A 20,674-nucleotide genomic window follows, 5' to 3' on the forward strand; every position below is an offset into this window, starting at 1 on the left:
GACAGCTGCCACGAGCGGCTAGCCTGTTCGCACCGAGGTTCGTGTCGATACGAGGGGGCACCATGGCGAACTCACTGAGGAAGCGCGTGATCGCTTCCCTCGGTGCGGTCGCCCTCGTCGTGGCGCTCGCGAGTTCCGGACTTCTCCCCGACGCCGCGTCGGTCGCCCTCGACGACGCAGGCCAACTCGCCGGAGGGATCGCTGCCACCGTCGTGTGCTGGCGCACCGGTGGACGCCGATCCGGCGCACAGCGTCGGTGGCGCCTGCTGATGGCCGCCGGCATGGCGTGCTGGACCGGCGGGATGGTGATCTGGGCCCTCTACCGATCGGTGCTGGATGTGCCCTTGCCATCGCCGTCCTACGCGGACATCGGTTTCTTCCTCTTCCCCATCTTCGCGGTGCCCGCACTCCTGTCCGTGATGCGACGCGCGCCCCATCGCACGGAGTCGGGCAGCACTTACCAGTGGCTCACGTCGGTTCTGGACGGTCTCGTCGTCGTCGGCTCGTTGTTCGTGATCTCGTGGGCGACGGTGCTCGGTCAGGTCGCCCGCTCGGACCGATCCGATTCGCTGCAGTTCCTCATCGCTCTCATGTACCCCATCACCGACCTCGTCCTCCTGGCCATGGTCGGATTGCTCGCCGTGATACCCCGCGTCCTGCGGCGTTACCGGGCTCAGCTCACCCTGCTGGGTGGGGGTCTGACATCGCTGGCCGTCTCCGACAGCCTGTACGCGTACCTGGTCGCATCGGGTGCAAACGAGATGCCGTTGATCGCCGACGCCGGTTTCATCGCCGGACCGGTCCTGATCGCGCTGGCGGCCTCGGCGCCGTCGGTCGTCGCGACGAGCACGGACCCCGAGTTCGCCCCAACACCGGCGCCCATCCGATCACCCGCGCCCATCCGATCACCCGGGCCCACCCGGCCACTCGAGCCCACCGAGTCGCTGCCCGGATCCGGGCACGACCGGACCCAGCTCCTGGTGCCGTACGCGCTGATGGCTCTGACCGGAGTGGCCGTGGCGCTGCAGCGGTTCACGAACGGGACCGTGGACCCTGTCGTCTTCGGTCTGTTTCTCGGCGTGATCGTGCTCGCGGTGGTGCGGCAGGTCATGACGCTCGTACAGAACGACGCGCTCCTGCGCACGCTGTACTCGACTCAGAACGAGCTGACCTATCGCGCGCACCACGACGGATTGACCGGTCTGCTCAATCGCTCCGCCTTCGACGAACACCTCGCCGCCGCCATCGAACGTCACAACGACAACGGCGATGTCGGAGTACTTCTGCTCGTCGACCTGGACGACTTCAAAGCAATCAACGACAGGCTCGGTCACGGAGCAGGCGATCGATCGCTGAAGACTCTGTCGGGTCGACTCGTGGATTCGGTGAACGCTGGAGAACACGGCGGAGTCGTCGCCCGATTCGGCGGCGACGAGTTCACCGTGCTCATCCCGGCATCCATCGATGCCGGCTGCACCACGGCCCGATCGATAGTGGACTCGCTGCGAGAACCACAGGACATCGAGGGCCACGTCGTCTCCATCGGTGCCAGCGTCGGCGTCGTGGAACTCGACGTGTTCGAGCACTCCGTCACCGCCGACGCCCTGCTACGCAACGCCGATCGAGCGATGTACGAGGCCAAGAAGAACGGCAAGGCCGGAGTGTTCGCGTACGACTCCGACGGAACCCTCCGTATGGTCTACAACCTGTCGGTGCAGGGCGCGCCGTTCGACTGGTTCGGTCACGGGCGCGCCGCTGCGGACGCTCAGGGCAGCCGTGGAACCAGTCCGAATATCGTTGCCGGCGAACCGGATCCAGCCCGATTGATCGGACCACCGACCAGAACGTAGGCGCCGGTGGTGGGCAGCTGTTCCAGGTTGCGCAGATTCTCGAGGCTGATGCGATGCCTGTCGTACAGCTTCACCGACACCGGATAGGTATCGTCGTTGCCGAGGTCGGGCCCGAAGGTGTCGGTTCCCAACGCACCTCGTTCCGCGAGACGACCCGTGTCGATGAGCCACTGCACTGCATCGACGGAGAATCCCGGCTGGTGAGTGACACCGTCGGCGTCGGCGTTCACGTACGCGTCTGTCCCCCAACGCGATTCCCACCCGGTCCACAGAACGACGGCGGCACCGGACGGAATTCGTCCGTTGGACGCCTCCCACTCCTGAAGATCGGCGATCGTCACCGCGTAGTCGGCGTTCGCCGCCGCCCTCTCCCGAATGTCGATCTTCACCGCCGGGAGAAACAGATCCTCCGGAACGAGCTGATCTGCCGTCAGGCCACCGTCCTGGAAATGAGCGGGTGCACCCCAATGCGATCCGGTGTGCTCACCCTCACGAACGTTCTGGAGGTAATAGCCGTCCTCGGCCACCGTCGCAGCCGTCTCGAGCACGAACTCCGGATCGCCGGGGAAGATCGGCGTCGTCGCCGGGTCGTTCACGTGCGAGAGCGACACGATCTTCAGCAGACGATCCAGCGGTATTCCGAACCCCGGCAGATTCGACGACCCCGACCCCGGTGCCGCCTGGGCGACCGCAGGCCCGGCGAGTTTCGCACCTGCGACGACGGCCAAGCCCGTCGCGACACGTCTGATCAACTGTCTACGTTTCATTTCCCCGACCCCGCTCCGATGTACGACTCGTGTCCAGTCCGACTCGACTGTCGGTATGGACTCTAGGCGCTGAGGGGCGCTGATGGGAGCGTCAACCGATGCGGATCGGATCGATCTGTACGCGAACCGCTTCCGTGTTCTTCCGGGCGCTGCTGGCGGCTTGCGCGTCGGCGAGAGCACGCGCCAGCGCTCCGCCTGCACGACGAGGCACGCGGAGCAGTATTCGCTGTACGTCGCCGGGAAGTCGGTCCTCTCCCCCGCCCGCGGGCAGACGCTGCCCGTCGGGCAGTTCCACGGGCCCGAGGACTTCGGTCTCGGCCGGAAGTTCCGCGGATTCGACGAGCGCCGTGATCGCGGCTGTCGTTCCGTCGACCGCCGCGACGTGGACGGCGGGAGGAAAGCGAACGTCGACGCGCTCGTCCAACTCGCTTCGGGCGTGGCCGACCGGATCCCACCGCACCAACGCCTGAACGGTGGGCAGCTCGGATTCCGCGACCACGACCACCCTGCCGCCGTCGGCACCGGGGCGTACCAGCGCCGACGCCGTCATCCATCGTCTGAGGGTTTCCTCGGCCGCTCGGAGGTCCGCACGCCCGAGCAGTGCCCATCCGTCGAGCAGCAGCGCCGCCCCGTACCCGCCGCTGATCGTCGGTTCCGCACCCACCGTCGAGATCACCAGCGACGCACCGGCATCCACCGAGTCCAGGACAGCGCTTCCACCGGACGTGCGCACCGGAACACCTGGGAAGGCGCGGCCCAACTCCTCGGCGGTGCGGTGCGCGCCGATCACGACCGCACGCAGGGCCCTCGATCCGCACACAGCGCACTTGTGGTTGGTGTCCGCAGCTCCGCACCACCGGCACGTCGGGCTACCTGCTCCGTCGGCACCCGGCGCAGACGGCAACGCGAGCGGTCCGTTGCACCGTCGACATCGAGCGGGGTTGCGGCACTTCGCGCATGCGAGCGACGGTACGTACCCGCCGCGCGGAACCTGAACCAGCACCGCCGTGTCGTTCTTCAGAGCGGTCCTCGCGGCGTCGAACGCGATGGCCGGCAGTCTCGCAGCACGCGCCCCCGGGTCACGTGCCAGCGCATGATCACTGTCCGCCAGCGCGACGATGTGCGGTTGCGCGGCCCGCACCGTCTCACGCGACGCCAACAGGTCGTGAGCCCAGCCCGAGTCGACGAGGGCTTCGGCCTCGGCGGTGCGCGCATGCCCGGCGAGGACGACGCCGCACCCGGTGCCGTGCGCTCGGAGGAGCGCCACCTCGCGCGCATGGGGATAGGGCGAACGTGGTTCGGCGTACCCGTCGTCGCCGTCGTCCCACAGCACCATCAGGCCGAGGTTCTGCACCGGGGCGAACACGGCACTCCTGGTCCCGACCACTACGGACACGTCGCGCCGTAGCGCAGCGAGCCAGCGTCGATAGCGTTTCGCCGGGCCGAGCCCGGCCGACAGTGCCACCACCTGGTCGTCGCCGAGGACGGCCTGACACGCCGACGCCACTCGGTCCAGATCCCGCTGGTCCGGCACCACTACGACGGCACTGCGACCCGACGTTGCCGTCACGGCCGCTATCTCCGCGATCCGCCGTGCCCAGTCCTCACCCGGCAGCGCCTGCCAGACCGCTCGGGGTCCACGGCCCGCCCTGAGAGCATCGACGAACGCAGCGCCGTGTGTGTACCTGTCCCACACAGAGGCGTCGACAACTGGGTGGTCGGCAGCGGTGGAGACGGCGGAGACATCCGGCAGCGGCTCCGATTCGACCTTGGCGTGACGCGGCGGGACGGCGAGCCTCAACACGTCGGCGCGCGTTCCTGCGTAGCGGTGCGCAACAGCGTCGACCAGCGTCGCGATCTCCGAGGTGAGGACACGTTCGGGTGAGACGACGCGATCGAGAAAGCCGAGTTTGCCGGTGTGGTCGCTCGTGGCGACACGCTCCACGATGTAGCCGTCGACCAGCCGGCCGGCAAAGCGAATACGCACTCGCACACCGCGATTCGCATCCTCCGAGAGCTCCGCCGGAACGAGGTAGTCGAATTCGCGGTCGAGATGCGGGAGCGGGAGAAGCGGCAACACCCGAGCTACGGGTAGCTCGGGTGCTGCCGCTTTCGGTGCGCTGCTCAGGCGAGTCCCGCGGCGGCGCGGAGCTTGTCTGCGCGGTCCGTCGACTCCCACGGCAGGTCGATGTCGGTTCGGCCGAAGTGGCCGTACGCGGCGGTCTGCGCGTAGATCGGTCGAAGCAGATCCAGATCGCGGATGATGGCGCCCGGACGTAGGTCGAACACCTCCGAGATCGCGGCCTGGATGCGAGCAGGATCGGTCTTCTCGGTTCCGAAGGTCTCCACGAACAGACCGACGGGTGCAGCCTTGCCGATGGCGTAGGCAACCTGTACCTCGATGCGGTCCGCGAGACCTGCCGCCACCGCGTTCTTGGCTACCCAGCGCATCGCGTACGCGGCGCTGCGGTCCACCTTGGACGGGTCCTTGCCCGAGAACGCGCCACCGCCGTGCCGGGCCATGCCGCCGTAGGTGTCGACGATGATCTTGCGTCCGGTCAGGCCTGCGTCACCCATGGGCCCGCCGAGAACGAACTTGCCGGTGGGGTTGACCAGCAGCCGGACGTCGGAGGTGTCGAGGGACGGGACGTTCAGTTCCGCCAGGACCGATCCGAGCACCTTCTCGCGAATGTCCGGCGTCAGTAGGTTGTCGAGATCGATGTCCGCGGCGTGCTGCGTGGACACGACCACCGTGTCGAGACGGACTGCGTTGTCACCGTCGTACTCGATGGTGACCTGAGTCTTGCCGTCGGGACGCAGGTACGGCAGGACGCCGCTCTTCCGCACCTCGGTGAGTCGTCGAGAAAGCCTGTGCGCCAGAGCAATCGGCAGTGGCATGAGCTCAGGAGTGTCGGTGTTGGCGTACCCGAACATCAATCCCTGGTCGCCTGCGCCCTGACGGTCGATCTCGTCGTCGGACAACCCCTCGACACGCGCCTCGTGCGAGTGATCGACGCCCTGCGCGATCTCGGGCGACTGTGCGCCGATCGCCACGTTGACTCCGCAGGAGTTGCCGTCGAAGCCCTTCGCCGACGAGTCGTACCCGATCTCGAGCACCTTGTCGCGCACGATCTTGGGGATGTCCGCCCACGCCGTCGTATTGACCTCGCCGGCAACGTGAACCTGGCCCGTCGTGACGAGCGTCTCGACGGCCACGCGTGCACGAGGATCCTCCGTCAGCAGCGCGTCGAGGATCGAGTCGCTGATCGCGTCACAGATCTTGTCGGGGTGGCCCTCTGTTACCGACTCACTGGTGAAGAGCCGACTACCGGACTTGCTCACGTGTTTCCTCTCGACGTGTCAAAAGCGTTCACTTCAGCCAAGCTGTATCTACAAATATTCGACACTAGTCGTGCACAGGATGCCTGTGCACCCTTGCAATCACGGCTGATTCGAACCCGTGCGATGTGTCGATTCCGTGCGCTGTGTCGAACCCGTGCGCTGTGTCGAACCTGCGGACAGTATCGTGCCGACCGCGTCGAGGACGCGGCCTGCGAGCAAGGACTTGGATCCCTCACCCAGTGCGGACTCGGATCCGTCGGCGCCGAGCAACCATCCGTCGTTGTGGTCGACCTCGAACGCCTTGCCTTCGCCCACGGCGTTGACCACCAGTAGGTCGCATCCCTTGCGGGCCAACTTGGCCCTCGCGTAGGTCAGAACGTCGCCGTTCTCGTCGCCGGTCTCCGCCGCGAACCCGACGATGACGGTGGAGGCGGGGATTTCGCCTGCTCGACGGGCGTCGACGAGGCCGGCGAGTATGTCGTCGTTCTTGACCAGAGGTATCGAATCGGGCTCGTTCGCGCCCTTCTTGATCTTGCTGCCGGCCACGCTGGCCGGACGGAAGTCCGCAACGGCGGCAGCCATGACGATCGCGTCCGCGTCGGGAGCGAACTTGCGAACCGCGGCCTGCATTTGCTGCGCCGTCTTGACTTCGACGACATCGACAGCGGCGGGGTCCGCCAGATTTGCGGTGTAGCCCGAGATCAAGGTCACATCCGCCCCACGCTGAGCGGCGACTCGCGCGAGCGCGTACCCCTGCTTGCCGGAACTCCTGTTCCCGAGGAACCGAACAGGATCGAGAGGTTCGCGCGTACCGCCCGCCGTGACGACGAGCGTGCGACCGGTCAAGTCACGAGGAAGCGCGTCCGCGCGCTCGGCGAGCAGAAGCGCGAGACCGTAGATTTCGTCTGGGTCGGGGAGTCTGCCTGCCCCCGTGTCGCGTCCGGTCAGCCGACCGGATGCGGGTTCGAGGACGGTGACGCCCCGACTGCGCAGCGTGTCGACGTTGGCGACGGTTGCCGGGTGCTCCCACATCTCGGTGTGCATCGCTGGAGCGAGCAGCACGGGACACCGAGCGGTGAGCAGAGTTGCAGTCAGGAGATCGTCTGCACGGCCGCCGGCGAGTCGAGCCATCAGATCCGCCGTTGCAGGCGCGACGACGACAAGATCGGCTTCCTTGCCGAGCCGGACGTGTGGCACCTCGGGCACGTCGGCGAAGACGCCGGTGTGAACCGGGCTGCCGGACAGAGCCTCGAACGTTGCGCGACCGACGAATTCCAACGCCGATTCCGTGGGCACCACACGAACGTGATGACCTGCCTCGGTGAAGCTACGAATGATGGAACAGCTCTTGTAGGCGGCGATTCCCCCGCCTACCCCGACGACTACGCGCAACGGACCCGGTCCTATTCGATTGTCATTCGCCTTCGGTGTGCTCGAGCAGATCTTCGTGGATCTCGCGGAGCGCGATCGACAGCGGCTTCTCCTGCAGACCCGGCTCGACGAGCGGGCCCACGTACTCGAGGATTCCGTCACCGAGCTGGTTGTAGTAGTCGTTGATCTGGCGTGCACGCTTGGCCGCGTAGATGACCAGTGCGTACTTGGACGACGTGCGAGCGAGGAGCTCGTCGATGGGAGGGTTGGTGATTCCGAGCGGCGTGTCGTAAGCCGGAAGTGCGCTACGCGCGTCGAAGTCGGAACCGGCCAGAGAACTACTGCTCACTATGAATCTCCTGAGTTGTACATCGTGTGTGCTGCGGAGCGCTTTCGTCGATTGCAGGCCGGGGTCAACCGACCGACGACCTACCGACCAACAAGGATACCAACTGAGCACAAGAATGGTCGACATCGGTATTGACAACCACCGTGTCGAACTCCTCCTGCGCAGCCAATTCGACCTTCGCCGTCTCGAGTCTACGTGCGGTGACCGCCGGATCCTCCGTCGCACGCGAGGTCAGGCGCTGGACCAGATCGTCCCACGTGGGCGGGGCCATGAACACCAGAGTTGCCTCCGGCTTCGACACACGTACCGCGCGTGCCCCAGCCAGATCGAGCTCGAGCAGAACGGGCTTGCCGTCCTCCAACGCCGCCTCCACCGGCGCGGCAGGCGTACCGGAACGATGCAGACCACTGTGCACACTCGCCCACTCGAGCAACTCGCCTGCCTCGATCATCCGGTCGAACTCGGCCGCTGTGACGAAGTGGTAGTCCTCGCCGTCGATCTCGCCGGGCCGCGGATCCCGCGTCGTCACCGACACGCTGAACCACAGTTCCGGAAGTTCACGTCGCAACACGCGAACGACGCTGGATTTGCCGACACCGGAGGGACCGGCCAGAACGATCAGCCGGCCCCTCCCGTGCGGTGACGCGTCACTGTCGGACACGTGCCGTACCTCCGTAGATCACGCTTCGAAATCGAATTTGGTCAACAAAGCCTTACGCTGACGATCACCGAGGCCCCGGATGCGCCTCGACGGTGCGATCTCCAACTCGGTCATCAATTCTTGAGCCTTGACCTTACCCACCTTCGGCAACGCCTCCAGCAGGGCCGAGACCTTCATCTTGCCGAGGATCTCGTCGGTCTCCGCATCCGCGAGAACCTGCTTCAGATCGGTCCCGCCTCGCTTGAGCCGCTCCTTGAGCTCGGCACGTACTTTTCGGGCTGCAGCCGCCTTCTCTAGCGCGGCGGCACGCTGCTCCGGCGTCAATTGGGGAAGCGCCACGATTCCTCCGTAACTCGTTCGTCGATGAACCGTGCACCTGTGGTCTCCCGGTGCACGTCGCTGCTGACAGACCAGCGGTAACCAGCAACGACAGCGACGGTACCGACGTGCGGGCCGCGCCGCTAACTCACCCCGTGGCCGACGAGGTCGGTCCTATCGGCTATGAAAGACCCGCCTCGACTTCGTCGCGGAGCGTCGCCGCAGCGCTTCGGAGAGCAGCGACCGACGGCCCGGCAGCGAGAACGCCACGCGAGGAGCTGGGAAGCAGCAGCGCTGTCGAGGCGTCGAAGATCTGCGCCAGATCGGCCACTGTCGCACCCTGCGCGCCGAGCCCGGGCGCGAGAATCGGGCCGTCGAAGGACGACAGATCCAGTCCGTGATCACGGGTGGCGCCGACGACGAGGCCGACCGTCGCCGAGCCGTCGCCGTTCGCTGCCGCTGCACCGTCGACGATCGACTGCGCGACCGTCGAGGAACCCGCCGCGGCGTTCTGCAGGGCTGCGCCTTCGGGGTTCGAGGTGCGCGCCAGAACGAACACTCCCCTGCCACCTCGTCGAGCCAGCGAGATCGTGTCCTGCAGGGACTCGAAACCCAGGTACGGCGAGACGGTCACCGCGTCCGACGACAGGTCGGTCCCGTCCCCGAGCCACGTCTGCGCGTACGCGCTCATCGTCGTGCCGATGTCGCCCCGTTTCGCGTCGGCGATCACGAGAGTCCCGGCATCCCGCAGTACCGAGATGGTGCGCTCCAGAACCGCGTATCCCGCACTCCCGTAGGCCTCGAAGAATGCGACCTGAGGTTTCACGACAGCGACCTCGCCGACGAACGCCTCCACGCACTTCTCCGCGAACACCTCGAGCCCCTCGGCGTCCACCGACAGTCCCCACTGCTCGAGCAGTGCAGGGTGAGGATCTATCCCCACGCACAGTCGTCCGCGGTGCTCGATCGCACGGCGGAGCCGTCCGAGCCACCCGTGGTGGCTCATGACGGCCCGGCACCGCCTGCGAGCGCCGCGTGCAGATCCTGCAGCGAACGCACGCCGATACCGCCCGCGATACCTGCCTCGATCCCCAGCACCGCGGCAGACGCGCCCTGCACAGTGGTGATGCACGGAATGTTCTGCGCAACGGCCGCGCTTCGGATCTCGTAACCGTCCACGCGAGGGCCCGAATTGCCGTACGGGGTGTTGATCACCATGGCCACGTCGCCGGCGAGAATGCGATCGACGATGGTCGATTCGCCCGCAGGGACGTCCTCGCCCGATTGCTTGTAGACCTGTTCGCACGCAATCCCGTTGCGTCGGAGCACCTCTGCAGTGCCTTCGGTCGCGAGAATCGTGAAGCCCAGGTCCGTGAGCCGTTTGACCGGGAAGATCAACGAACGCTTGTCCTTGTTGGCCACGGAAACGAACACGGCGCCCGAGGCCGGGAGTGAGCCGTACGCCGCCGTCTGGCTCTTGGCGAACGCGGTACCGAAGTCCGCGTCGATGCCCATGACCTCACCGGTGGACTTCATCTCGGGACTCAGGAGCGTGTCCACGCCCGTTCCGTCGGCACGACGGAAGCGGTTGAACGGAAGCACGGCTTCCTTGACCGCGATCGGTGCGTCGAGCGGCGTCGTTCCCCCGTCGCCTTCCGCGGGAAGCATGCCGCTGGCGCGCAGGTCCGCGATCGACTCACCGAGCATGACGCGGGCGCACGCCTTCGCCAACTGCACTGCCGTCGCCTTGGACACGAACGGCACCGTGCGGCTCGCGCGGGGGTTCGCCTCCAGGACGTACAGGATGTCGTCCTTGAGGGCGTACTGAACGTTGAGCAAACCCTTGACGCCGATGCCCTTGGCGAGCAACTCCGTCGAGCGGCGCACGTTCTCGATGTCCGCTCGGCCCAACGTGATCGGCGGCAGCGCACACGCGGAGTCACCGGAGTGGATTCCGGCTTCCTCGATGTGTTCCATGACGCCGCCGAGGTAGACCTCGCTGCCATCGCACAATGCGTCGACATCGATTTCGACGGCATCCTCGAGGAAGCGGTCGACGAGAACCGGGCGGTCGTGCGAGATCTCGGTGGCGCGCGAGATGTAGTCGGCGAGGGATGCCTCGTCGTACACGATCTCCATGCCGCGTCCGCCGAGGACGTACGACGGACGCACCAGCACGGGGTATCCGATTCCGCCGGCGATGTCGCGGGCACCGTCGAACGTGGTCGCGGTGCCGAACTTCGGTGCAGGCAACCCTGCTTCGGTGAGGACGCGTCCGAACTCACCGCGGTCCTCGGCGAGATCGATGGCCTCGGGACTGGTACCGACGATCGGCACACCGGCGGCCTTCAGTCGCTTGGCAAGGCCCAGGGGCGTCTGACCGCCGAGCTGCACGATGACGCCGCGCACGGTTCCCGACGCAGCCTCGGCGCGGTAGACCTCGAGTACGTCCTCGAACGTCAACGGTTCGAAGTAGAGCCGATCGGCGGTGTCGTAATCGGTGGAGACGGTCTCGGGGTTGCAGTTGACCATGACGGTCTCGTACCCGGCTTCCGACAACGTCTGTGCCGCATGGACACACGAGTAGTCGAACTCGATGCCCTGTCCGATTCGGTTCGGGCCCGAGCCGAGAATGAGCACCTTGTCACGTTCACGCTGCTCGGCTACCTCGGACTCCGCCTCGGGGTCGAGTTCGTAGGTTCCGTAGTGGTACGGGGTCTTCGCCTCGAACTCCGCCGCACAGGTGTCGACCGTCTTGTAGACAGGATGGACGCCGAGCTCGTCGCGCAGCGCGCGAACACCGTCCTCGTCCACGAGTTCCGGACGCAGCGCAGCGATCTGGCGGTCCGACAGCCCGTGGTACTTGGCCTGTCGCAACAGCGTCTCGTCGAACTTCTCGGCGGCACGCAGTTCGTTGCCCAGCTGGTGGATCTGCTGGAACTGATCGAGGAACCACGGGTCGATCTTCGTGGCGTCGAACAACTGCTCGAGAGTCGCACCGAGCGCGAAGGCCTTCTCGATGCCGTACATCCGGCCGTCCTTCGGGACCGAGATGTCCTCCAGCAAAGCCTCGAGGCTCACGGCTTCGACCTCGGGGCCGGTCCAGTAGCCCGCACGCTTGGTCTCGAGCGAACGCATGACCTTGCCGAAGGCTTCGGTGAAGTTGCGCCCGATCGACATCGCCTCGCCGACGGACTTCATCGTCGTCGTCAGGGTGCCGTCGGCGCCGGGGAACTTCTCGAACGCGAACCGAGGTGCCTTGACCACGACGTAGTCGAGCGTCGGCTCGAAGCAGGCCGGTGTTTCCTTGGTGATGTCGTTGACGATCTCGTCGAGCGTGTAGCCGATGGCGAGCTTGGCTGCCATCTTCGCGATCGGGTATCCCGTCGCCTTCGATGCAAGAGCCGACGACCGCGACACGCGGGGGTTCATCTCGATGACGACGAGCCGTCCGTCGGTCGGGTCCATGGCGAACTGGATATTGCAGCCGCCGGTGTCCACGCCGACCTCACGAAGGATGTCGATCGAGAGGTCACGCATCTTCTGGTACTCGCGGTCGGTCAGCGTCATGGCGGGAGCAACCGTGACCGAGTCCCCGGTGTGCACACCGACCGGGTCGACGTTCTCGATGGAGCAGACGATGACCACGTTGTCGCGGCCGTCGCGCATCAGTTCGAGCTCGTATTCCTTCCATCCGAGGATGGATTCCTCGATGAGCACGTTGGCCGTCGGCGACGCGGCGAGTCCGCCGCCGGCGATGCGTGCAAGGTCCTCGTCGTTGTAGGCCATACCCGAGCCGAGGCCACCCATTGTGAAGGACGGGCGGACGACGACGGGGAATCCGAGATCGGCGACCGTCGCCCGAACCTCGTCCATCGTGTAGCAGACAGCCGAACGAGCCGACTCTCCCCCGACCTTGGCGACGATGTCCTTGAACTTCTGCCGATCCTCACCGCGCTGAATGGCGTCGAAATCGGCACCGATGAGCTCGACGTCGTACTTCTCGAGAATTCCCTGCTCGTGCAGTGCCACCGCGGCGTTGAGCGCCGTCTGGCCGCCGAGCGTCGCCAGCACGGCGTCGATCGGGTTCCCCTGCAGAGCTTCGCGAGCGAAGATCTTCTCGATGAAGTCGGCCGTGATCGGCTCGACGTAGGTGGCGTCGGCGAACTCGGGGTCGGTCATGATGGTGGCCGGATTGGAGTTGACGAGGCTGACGCGCAGTCCTTCCTCGCGGAGCACCCGACAAGCCTGGGTTCCGGAGTAGTCGAACTCACAGGCCTGTCCGATGACGATCGGTCCCGATCCGATGACCAGGACGTGTCCCAGATCTGAGCGGCGTGGCATTACTTGTCAGCTCCCTCGAGGGTGGATGTGAACCGATCGAACAGGTAGGCGGCGTCGTGCGGGCCTGCCGCTGCCTCCGGGTGGTACTGGACCGAGAACGCGGTGCCGCTCAGCAGCTCCACGCCCTCGACCGTCCCGTCGTTGGCGCAGGTGTGGCTGATACGAGCCCGACCGAAGTCGGTGTCGAATTCCTCGCCCGCTTCGCCTTCGAGAGCGAACCCGTGGTTCTGGGCGGTGATGGCGATACGTCCGGTGGTGTGTTCGACGACCGGGATGTTCATGCCGCGGTGGCCGAACTTCATCTTGTACGTGCTACGCCCGAGCGCGCGTCCGAGGATCTGGTTACCGAAACAGATGCCGAAGAGCGGCAGCTTCCTCTCCAGCACCTCGCGAGTGAGCGCAACGTTGGCGTCGGCCGTTGCCGGGTCGCCCGGTCCGTTGGACAGGAACACCCCGTCCGGTTTCAGTTCCAGAATCTGCTCGATCGACGTGGCCGACGGGACGACGTGCACGCGGATACCGCGCTCGGCGAACATCCGTGGGGTGTTGGTCTTGATTCCCAGGTCCACTGCGACGACGGTGTAGCGGGCGTCGCCGCCCGTCGGCTCGATGACGTAACCGGACTTCGTGGTGACTTCACCCGCCAGGTCGGCGCCGAGCATGGAGGGCTGATCCAGGACCTGCTGCAGCATCTCGTCCTGGGTGCCCAGAGCGTCCCCGGAAAAGACGCCCGCACGCATGGATCCGCGTGTACGCAGGTGACGCACCAGTGCTCTGGTGTCGATCCCCGCGATGCCCACGACGCTCTGTGCTTCGAGCTGATCCTGCAACGAACCGGTCGCGCGCCAACTCGACGTGCGCCGAGCCGGGTCTCGAACGACGTAGCCGGCAACCCAGATCTTGTTGGGATCCTGAGCGCTGGCCGCTTCGCCGTCCTCCTGGTTCCAGCCTGTGTTGCCGATCTGCGGCGCCGTGGCGACGACGATCTGGCGGTGGTAGCTGGGATCGGTCAGTGTCTCCTGGTAGCCGGTCATGCCGGTGCAGAACACGGCCTCTCCGAGCGTCCGGCCCTGTGCACCGAAGGTGGTGCCGCGGAAGGTCCGGCCGTCCTCCAGAACAAGAACTGCGCTGCTCACGCCGTTGTCTCCTTCGAATCGTGTCGATCGGTATCGGTGTCCACCCAGATGGGGTAGACGAGTTTGTCGTCGGCGCGGAAGCCTGTGTCGATCTCGGTGCCGGTGGGAAGCGTCCAGCGGATGACGAGCAGTCCGTCCTTGCTCATGACCTTGCCCGCGAGCCCGCGTTCGGTTCGGATCACCGAGATGGACTCCTGCGGAATCCAGATTGTGGACTCCCCGGAACGCTCGAGCAGGATTCCTCGCTCGTGTCGGGACAGCTCACCGGTTGCGCGGTGGCCGATGTCGCCGACGGCGATGCGGTCCTGCCAGCTGGGGGCGATGGTGCTGCCCACGTACAGCCCGGTGGAGGGTTCGATCAGTGTCGCGCCGAGGTCGTCCGGGACCGGTGGGAACGAGCCGATCGAGTCGGCTTGACGCTTCTGCCTGCCTCGCCAACCCCAGAAGATGAGGCCGATCATCGCGATCCAGAACACGATGAACGCGATGACGATGAGAACTCTGTCCATTACTCGCTCACCTTCCGGTCATCGACACTGCCGAGTCCGAGACGGTCGGGGCGTCGAACCACACCGTCGCGAGCGGTGATTCGACCGCGCAGCAGCGTGGTGGTGACCTTGGCGGAGAAGGTCATCTCCTCGAACGGTGTGTTGTGCGACAGGCTGGCCAAGCCCTTGCCTCGCACCGTCCACGGCGAAGCGGGATCGACGAGGACGAGGTTGGCGACCTCCCCCACTTCCACGGGTCGTCCTTGATCCGGGAGGCCGACGATCTCGGCCGGACGCTCGCTCATCACCCTGGCAACACCGCGCCAGTCCAGCAGGTCGGTGTCCACCATCGTCTGCGCAACGATCGCAAGCGCGGTCTCGAGGCCCAGCATTCCTGGACGTGCCTGGGAGAATTCACAGCACTTCTCCTGCTCCGCATGCGGTGCATGGTCGGTCGCGACGCAGTCGACCGTGCCGTCGGCCAGTCCTCGCCGGAGAGCGTCGACATCCGATGCTTCCCGGAGCGGTGGGTTGACCTTGTTGATCGCGTCGTACGTCTCGAGCCGCGAATCGTCGAGCAGAAGGTGGTGAGGCGTCACCTCGGCGGAGATCGAAATCCCCTGCCCCCGCGCCCACTTCAGGATCTCGACCGTTCCGGCAGTGGACGCATGGCAGATGTGCGCCTTCGCACCCGCATCGCGCGCCAACAACGCGTCCCGGGCGACGATGGACTCCTCAGCGGCGCGTGGCCACCCGGTCAACCCGAGCCGAGCCGCAGTCGGGCCCTCGTGCGCCACGGCTCCGACGGTCAACCGAGGCTCTTCGGCATGCTGCGCGACGAGAACACCCAGAGAGCTCGAGTACTCGAGTGCCCGGCGCATGATCAACGGGTCGTCGACGCACTTGCCGTCGTCGGAGAACATCTTCACCTTGCCGACACCACCGGCCATGGTCGCCATCTCGGCGAGCTGAGTACCACCGAGCCCGACGGTCACCGCTCCGACGGGATGCACGTCGACCAAGCCGACTTCCTGCCCGCGACGCCACACGTGGTCGGTGATGACGACGGAATCGGCGACAGGCGCGGTGTTGGCCATCGCGAACACTGCGGTGTATCCGCCCAGTGCCGCGGCAGCAGATCCACTGTCGATGGTCTCGGTGTCCTCACGACCCGGCTCACGCAGATGTGTGTGCAGATCCACGAATCCGGGAAGCAGTATCTGCCCGCTCCCCTCGACGACCTCGGCATCGCCGGCGTCGAGATCGGTTCCGATCGCGGCGATCTGGCCGTCGGACACGAGAACGTCGGTGGCCGGTTGTTCCCCGTAGACGAGGACGTTGCGGAGCAGAACGCTCACAGCGCACCTCCGTCCGAGCCGACGAGCAATCGGAACAGCACCGCCATGCGCACATGAACTCCGTTCGTAACCTGTTGCAATACAGCAGTCCGCGGTGAATCCGCCACCGACGACGCAATTTCCATTCCGCGCAGCATCGGACCGGGATGCAGAACGACAGCGTGCTCGGGCAGAAGATCGAGCCGCTTCTGCGACAACCCGTAGGTGATCGAGTACTCCTTCGGCGACGGGAAGAACCCACCGTTCATACGCTCCGCCTGCACCCGCAACATCAGCACCGCATCGAGCGCGGGCAACTCGGCGTCGATGCTGTGAGACACCCGAACCGGCCACGTCGACGCTCCGACCGGAAGCAACGTGGGCGGCGCGATGAGCACGACCTCGGCCCCCAGCGTCGACAGCAGAATCGCATTCGACCGCGCCACACGACTGTGCAGAATGTCCCCGACGATTCCGATGCGCTTGCCTTCGATGTCGCCGAGCCGCTGCCGCAACGTCAACGCATCCAGAAGCGCCTGCGTCGGGTGTTCGTGAGTACCGTCGCCTGCATTGATGACCGACGGGCCGCCGGATGCGGAAGCGTCGAAGGACCCACCGGTTCCCAGCCCAGCCGTCCACTTCGCGATCTGGTGCGCAGCACCCGACGCAGGGTGACGAACGATCAACGCATCCGCGCCCGCCGCCCGCAACGTCATCGCCGTGTCACGAAGAGACTCACCCTTGGACACCGACGAGCTGCTGGCACTGACATTGATGACATCGGCACTCATCCACTTGCCCGCCACCTCGAACGACACCCTCGTCCGGGTCGAGTTCTCGAAGAACACCGTCATCACCGTGCGTCCCCGCAACGTCGGAAGCTTCTTCACCTCCCGGCCCAGCAACGCCTGCTCGAACCGGTCCGCGTCGTCGAGCAGTTCGGTCGCGCTCTCACGGCTCAGATCCGCAACCGACAACAAATGCTTCACCGGGCGTCCTTCCCGTCTTCTTCTCGCTCACTCCTGCGGACTCCGCTCCCGTCCGAAATGCTGACGCGATCGTGGCCGTCGTGCTCGACCAATTGCACCGACACGTCCTCGGTACGCGCGGTCGGTACGTTCTTGCCGACGTAGTCCGCCCGGAGGGGTAGTTCGCGGTGACCGCGGTCGACGAGGACCGCCAGTTGAACGGCACGCGGTCGACCGAGGTCCCGCAGTGCATCCAGGGCCGAGCGGACCGTGCGGCCGGAGAAGAGGACATCGTCGACGAGGACCACGAGGGCGTCGTCGATGCCGCCCGAGGGGACGGACGTACGTTCGAGGGGGCGATGCGGCTTGCCGCGAAGATCGTCGCGGTAGAGGGTGATGTCCAGCGAACCGACGGGCGGGCGGACGCCGGTGAACGTTTCGATCCGCTCGGCGAGGCGCTCGGCCAACGTGGTCCCGCGAGTCGGGATACCGAGGAGGACCACGCGGGGCGCATCCGCGGAGTCGAGTGCCGTCTTCTCGATGATCTGGTGTGCCATTCGAGACACGGTCCGACCAACGTCGGCGGCGGAGAGAAGCTCACGCGACGAGCCGGGTGACGGGGGATCAGGCGTCGAGGGATCGGGGGGCACAACGGACGCAGGCAAACTACGACCTCCTTCTCCGCCTCTCTGGACGGATCGTTAAAGGATGTCTGACGGTGTAACAGCCTAGCAACGACGCTCCCCGTCGGCGTAATTCGGGGAGCGTCGCGTGAGCGGTATTACTCGCTGTCGGTGCTGCTGTTCGCGTCGTCCCGGGAGGACACCGCAGCAGCAGCTGCGCGGACCTGTGGGGCGACGAGAACGATCTGGCCGAGAACACCGTTGACGAACGACGGTGAATCGTCGGTGGACAGCTGCTTGGCCAGTTCGACCGCTTCGTCGACAGCGACGACGGGAGGCACGTCGGTGGCGTGGAACAGTTCCCACACCGCGACACGAAGGATCGCCCGATCCACCGCGGGAAGCCTGTTCAGGGTCCAGTCGGTCAGATGATCGGAGATCACACTGTCCAGCCGGTCCAGGTTCTCCGCTACCCCGCCGACGAGAGTTTCGGTGTACTCGCTGACCGGCGCGATCGAATCGTCGCCGCGAGCGAGCTCGATGCGTTCCTTCGCCAGGTTCACAGGATCGGTGTCCCGAGCCTCGGCTTCGAACAGGAAGTCCACGGCCCGCTTGCGGGCCTTGTGGCGTGCACCGAGCTTCTTCACCGGCTCACCTTTGCCGGCCGAATGGTTCTTCTTCGACGACACGTCAGGAATTCACACGCCCGAGGTAGTTGCCGTCACGCGAATCGATCTTCAGCTTGTCGCCCGTGTTGACGAACAGCGGAACCGACACCTCGGCGCCGGTCTCGAGGGTGGCGGGCTTGGTGCCGCCGGTGGAGCGATCTCCCTGGAGGCCGGGATCGGTGTGCTTGACCTCGAGCTCGACCGTGACGGGCAGCTCGACGTACAGCGGTGCGCCCTCGTGCGTCGCGACCTGGACCTTCATGTTCTCCAGGAGGAATCGCGAGCTCTCGCCTACGGTGGCCTCGCTGATGGAGATCTGGTCGAACGTGTCGCCGTCCATGAACACGAAGTCCGAACCGTCGTGGTACAGGTACGTCATGTCGCGGCGGTCGACGGTTGCGGTGTCCACCTTGACGCCCGCGTTGAAGGTCTTGTCGACGACCTTGCCCGACAGGACGTTCTTCAGCTTGGTGCGCACGAACGCGGGGCCCTTGCCCGGCTTGACGTGCTGGAACTCGATGATCGACCACAGCTGGTTCTCGATGCTGAGGACAAGACCGTTCTTGAAATCGCTTGTGGAAGCCACTGGCTCTTACGTCTCCTCGTGTTTCTCGTGTTCAGGAACTGCCGTGCGTCACACGAGAGTAAGTTCCTTGCTGGTCATGGTCAGCAGCTCGGGACCGCCGTCACGGACGATGAGCGTGTCTTCGATCCGGACGCCACCGCGTCCCGAGAAATACACTCCCGGCTCGACGGTCACAGCTGCACCGCTCAGCAGTGTACCGGTGCTGGTGCGGGCAATTCCCGGCGCTTCGTGGATTTCCAGTCCGACGCCGTGGCCGAGCCCGTGGAGGAAGAACTCGCCGTAACCGGCCTCCTCGATCACCGAGCGCGACGCTGCGTCGACGGACGCCGTGCTCACACCAGGTGCAAGGGCGTCCCTGCCTGCCGTCTGCGACTGCAACACCAACGCGTACAGATCCTTCTGCCAGTCCTGCGGAGCGCCGATGACGAGTGTGCGCGTCATGTCCGAGTGATAGCCCCCGACCAGCGCTCCGAAATCGAACTTCACGAAGTCACCGGTCGCCAGGACCGCGGATGTCGGGCGGTGATGCGGAACGGCCGAGTTGGGCCCGGCTGCCACGATGGTCTCGAACGAGATTCCGTCGGCTCCGTGCTCGATCATCAGCGATTCCAGTTCTCGGGCGACCTCGAGTTCGGTACGTCCAGCAGCGACGGATCCACGCTCCACCAGCACCGCGAACGCGTCGTCCGCTGCCCGGCATGCATCGCGCAGCAGGGCTACCTCGTGCTCGTCCTTGACCATCCGCAGGTCCTCCACCAGACCGGGACTACGAACGAGATTCAGGGCGGAGTCGAGGCTCGTCCACGCCCGGTGCTGGTCGACCGTGACGACGTGGGATTCGAAGCCGATCGATGCGTTCCTGGGCGCGAGTTCGCCGCCCAGGAGGTACGACGCCGACGCGCGGTCGATCACGGCTCGCAGGTCCGGCACCTGATCGGCGACCTGGGTCACGTAACGCCCGTCCGTGCAGACGACCGTGTTGTCCTCGCGGCCCGGCGAATCGTGAATCGATACGATCAACGCGGCGTTGGACCCGGTGAATCCGGTGAGGTAGCGAATGTTGAGAAGGTCGGTGACGAGCAGGGATTCGAGATCGTTCGCTTCCATGCTTCGCCGAAGAGCGGCGCGTCTGCCGCTGTGATCTACAGGCATTCCTACAAACTACCGCCGGACAGTTCTGTGGGGTCGGACACACCTACCGGCGCGTAGGGCTAGGCTGTCCCCCATGACAGGGTGGGTGGTACGCGGAATCGGCATGTGCTTGATCAACGTGGGGGTGCGAATTCTTCTCGGCGTCACTGTGACTCAGTGGCCTCTGCACGGATCGCAACTCCGGTGGCTGGGCATCGCGGTGGTGTTGATCGCCGTCGTCGTCTGGGCGGGGCTGGACGGCATTCGGGACCGGCGGAAGAATCCCGATCCGGACTACGGCGAGGACTTGACCATGGTCTGGCTCAAGGCTGCGGCATTGGGCGGCCTGGCTGCCGGTCTGGTGACCTGGCTGGTCCAGCTCATCGTCGACTTCAGCGTCGGTCAGAACACCCTCTTCTTCGAACTGACCTCCGGGGCCGCGTTCACGGTGTTGGTCATCTTCATTCCTGCCACCATCGCGGTCTTCCTGGGTCGGCTTCTGGCGGGGCGAGAAGCCAACAAGAAACTTGCGGCCGCGGACGAGGAGCACGCCAAGGAACGGCACGACCGCCATCCGGTGGACAGCACCGCAGGTGCTCCTCAGCAGTCCGGACGGCATCAGTCCGGTCGCGATCAGGCGGGCCGAGAGCAATCGCAATGGTCGGGAGACAACTCCGACACCGAGGTCTTCCCGGCGGTAGAGAAAGACAGGTAGTCCCCTGAGCTGACCGGTGA

General features: G+C 65.7%; 19 protein-coding genes. 2 read left to right on the forward strand and 17 right to left on the reverse strand.

What is annotated here, in order from left to right; genetic code table 11:
* Nucleotides 1–62 precede the first annotated feature (62 nt).
* The gene (locus CH290_RS11985) at nt 63–1,850 is read left to right on the forward strand and encodes a GGDEF domain-containing protein (RefSeq protein ID WP_033189687.1); all 1,788 of its coding nucleotides are present in this window, start codon (nt 63–65) and stop codon (nt 1,848–1,850) included.
* Here the strand turns inward: CH290_RS11985 and CH290_RS11990 are convergent.
* From CH290_RS11990 to CH290_RS12070, 17 genes are all read right to left on the reverse strand, one after another.
* Nucleotides 1,766–2,617, reverse strand: coding sequence for a cyclase family protein (locus CH290_RS11990; RefSeq protein WP_033189686.1), 852 nt, complete (start codon nt 2,615–2,617; stop codon nt 1,766–1,768). The genes CH290_RS11985 and CH290_RS11990 overlap by 85 nt on opposite strands.
* Nucleotides 2,618–2,708: 91 nt before the next feature.
* On the reverse strand, nt 2,709–4,745 hold the full coding sequence (locus CH290_RS11995; protein WP_176460161.1) for a primosomal protein N': 2,037 nt from the start codon (nt 4,743–4,745) through the stop codon (nt 2,709–2,711).
* Nucleotides 4,742–5,959, reverse strand: a complete 1,218-nt coding sequence (gene metK, locus CH290_RS12000; protein ID WP_019666379.1) for a methionine adenosyltransferase — start codon at nt 5,957–5,959, stop codon at nt 4,742–4,744. Before metK ends, CH290_RS11995 begins: the two co-directional genes overlap by 4 nt.
* Nucleotides 5,960–6,058: 99 nt before the next feature.
* On the reverse strand, nt 6,059–7,351 hold the full coding sequence (gene coaBC / locus CH290_RS12005) for a bifunctional phosphopantothenoylcysteine decarboxylase/phosphopantothenate--cysteine ligase CoaBC (protein ID WP_033189684.1): 1,293 nt from the start codon (nt 7,349–7,351) through the stop codon (nt 6,059–6,061).
* Between the two features lie 22 nt (nt 7,352–7,373).
* Nucleotides 7,374–7,679, reverse strand: coding sequence for a DNA-directed RNA polymerase subunit omega (gene rpoZ, locus CH290_RS12010; protein ID WP_019666381.1), 306 nt, complete (start codon nt 7,677–7,679; stop codon nt 7,374–7,376).
* Nucleotides 7,680–7,743: 64 nt separating this feature from the next.
* The gene (gene gmk, locus CH290_RS12015) at nt 7,744–8,340 is read right to left on the reverse strand and encodes a guanylate kinase (protein ID WP_019666382.1); all 597 of its coding nucleotides are present in this window, start codon (nt 8,338–8,340) and stop codon (nt 7,744–7,746) included.
* 18 nt (nt 8,341–8,358) lie between these two features.
* Nucleotides 8,359–8,679 carry an integration host factor, actinobacterial type gene (gene mihF, locus CH290_RS12020; protein ID WP_019666383.1) on the reverse strand — a complete coding sequence of 107 codons (321 nt, stop codon included), beginning with the start codon at nt 8,677–8,679 and terminating at the stop codon, nt 8,359–8,361.
* Between the two features lie 160 nt (nt 8,680–8,839).
* Entirely contained in the window at nt 8,840–9,664 is an 825-nt protein-coding gene (gene pyrF, locus CH290_RS12025; RefSeq protein ID WP_170947574.1) for an orotidine-5'-phosphate decarboxylase, read from the reverse strand.
* A complete protein-coding gene (gene carB, locus CH290_RS12030) occupies nt 9,661–13,002 on the reverse strand; it encodes a carbamoyl-phosphate synthase large subunit (RefSeq protein WP_033189683.1) in 3,342 nt (1,113 codons plus the stop codon). The genes pyrF and carB overlap by 4 nt, the downstream gene beginning before the upstream one ends.
* A complete protein-coding gene (carA, locus tag CH290_RS12035) occupies nt 13,002–14,138 on the reverse strand; it encodes a glutamine-hydrolyzing carbamoyl-phosphate synthase small subunit (RefSeq protein ID WP_019666386.1) in 1,137 nt (378 codons plus the stop codon). Before carA ends, carB begins: the two co-directional genes overlap by 1 nt.
* Nucleotides 14,135–14,647: a PH-like domain-containing protein gene (locus CH290_RS12040; protein ID WP_019666387.1), complete on the reverse strand. Its 513-nt coding sequence runs from the start codon at nt 14,645–14,647 to the stop codon at nt 14,135–14,137. Before CH290_RS12040 ends, carA begins: the two co-directional genes overlap by 4 nt.
* The gene (locus CH290_RS12045) at nt 14,647–15,984 is read right to left on the reverse strand and encodes a dihydroorotase (protein WP_033189682.1); all 1,338 of its coding nucleotides are present in this window, start codon (nt 15,982–15,984) and stop codon (nt 14,647–14,649) included. Before CH290_RS12045 ends, CH290_RS12040 begins: the two co-directional genes overlap by 1 nt.
* Complete coding sequence (locus CH290_RS12050; protein ID WP_019666389.1) at nt 15,981–16,952, reverse strand: aspartate carbamoyltransferase catalytic subunit; 972 nt, start codon at nt 16,950–16,952, stop codon at nt 15,981–15,983. Before CH290_RS12050 ends, CH290_RS12045 begins: the two co-directional genes overlap by 4 nt.
* A complete protein-coding gene (gene pyrR, locus CH290_RS12055; RefSeq protein WP_080748738.1) occupies nt 16,949–17,581 on the reverse strand; it encodes a bifunctional pyr operon transcriptional regulator/uracil phosphoribosyltransferase PyrR in 633 nt (210 codons plus the stop codon). Before pyrR ends, CH290_RS12050 begins: the two co-directional genes overlap by 4 nt.
* Nucleotides 17,582–17,712: 131 nt before the next feature.
* A complete protein-coding gene (gene nusB, locus CH290_RS12060; protein ID WP_026348015.1) occupies nt 17,713–18,201 on the reverse strand; it encodes a transcription antitermination factor NusB in 489 nt (162 codons plus the stop codon).
* Nucleotides 18,202–18,244: 43 nt separating this feature from the next.
* Nucleotides 18,245–18,808, reverse strand: a complete 564-nt coding sequence (gene efp, locus CH290_RS12065) for an elongation factor P (RefSeq protein WP_019666392.1) — start codon at nt 18,806–18,808, stop codon at nt 18,245–18,247.
* Nucleotides 18,809–18,856: 48 nt separating this feature from the next.
* Nucleotides 18,857–19,960: a M24 family metallopeptidase gene (locus tag CH290_RS12070; protein WP_026348016.1), complete on the reverse strand. Its 1,104-nt coding sequence runs from the start codon at nt 19,958–19,960 to the stop codon at nt 18,857–18,859.
* Between the two features lie 73 nt (nt 19,961–20,033).
* On the opposite strand from CH290_RS12070, the gene CH290_RS12075 reads away from it, so the two are divergent.
* The gene (locus tag CH290_RS12075) at nt 20,034–20,654 is read left to right on the forward strand and encodes a B-4DMT family transporter (protein ID WP_019666394.1); all 621 of its coding nucleotides are present in this window, start codon (nt 20,034–20,036) and stop codon (nt 20,652–20,654) included.
* The last annotated feature ends 20 nt before the right edge of the window (nt 20,655–20,674 follow it).

Source organism: Rhodococcus sp. 06-156-4 (assembly GCF_002259345.1).
Lineage (GTDB): Bacteria > Actinomycetota > Actinomycetes > Mycobacteriales > Mycobacteriaceae > Rhodococcoides > Rhodococcoides fascians_E.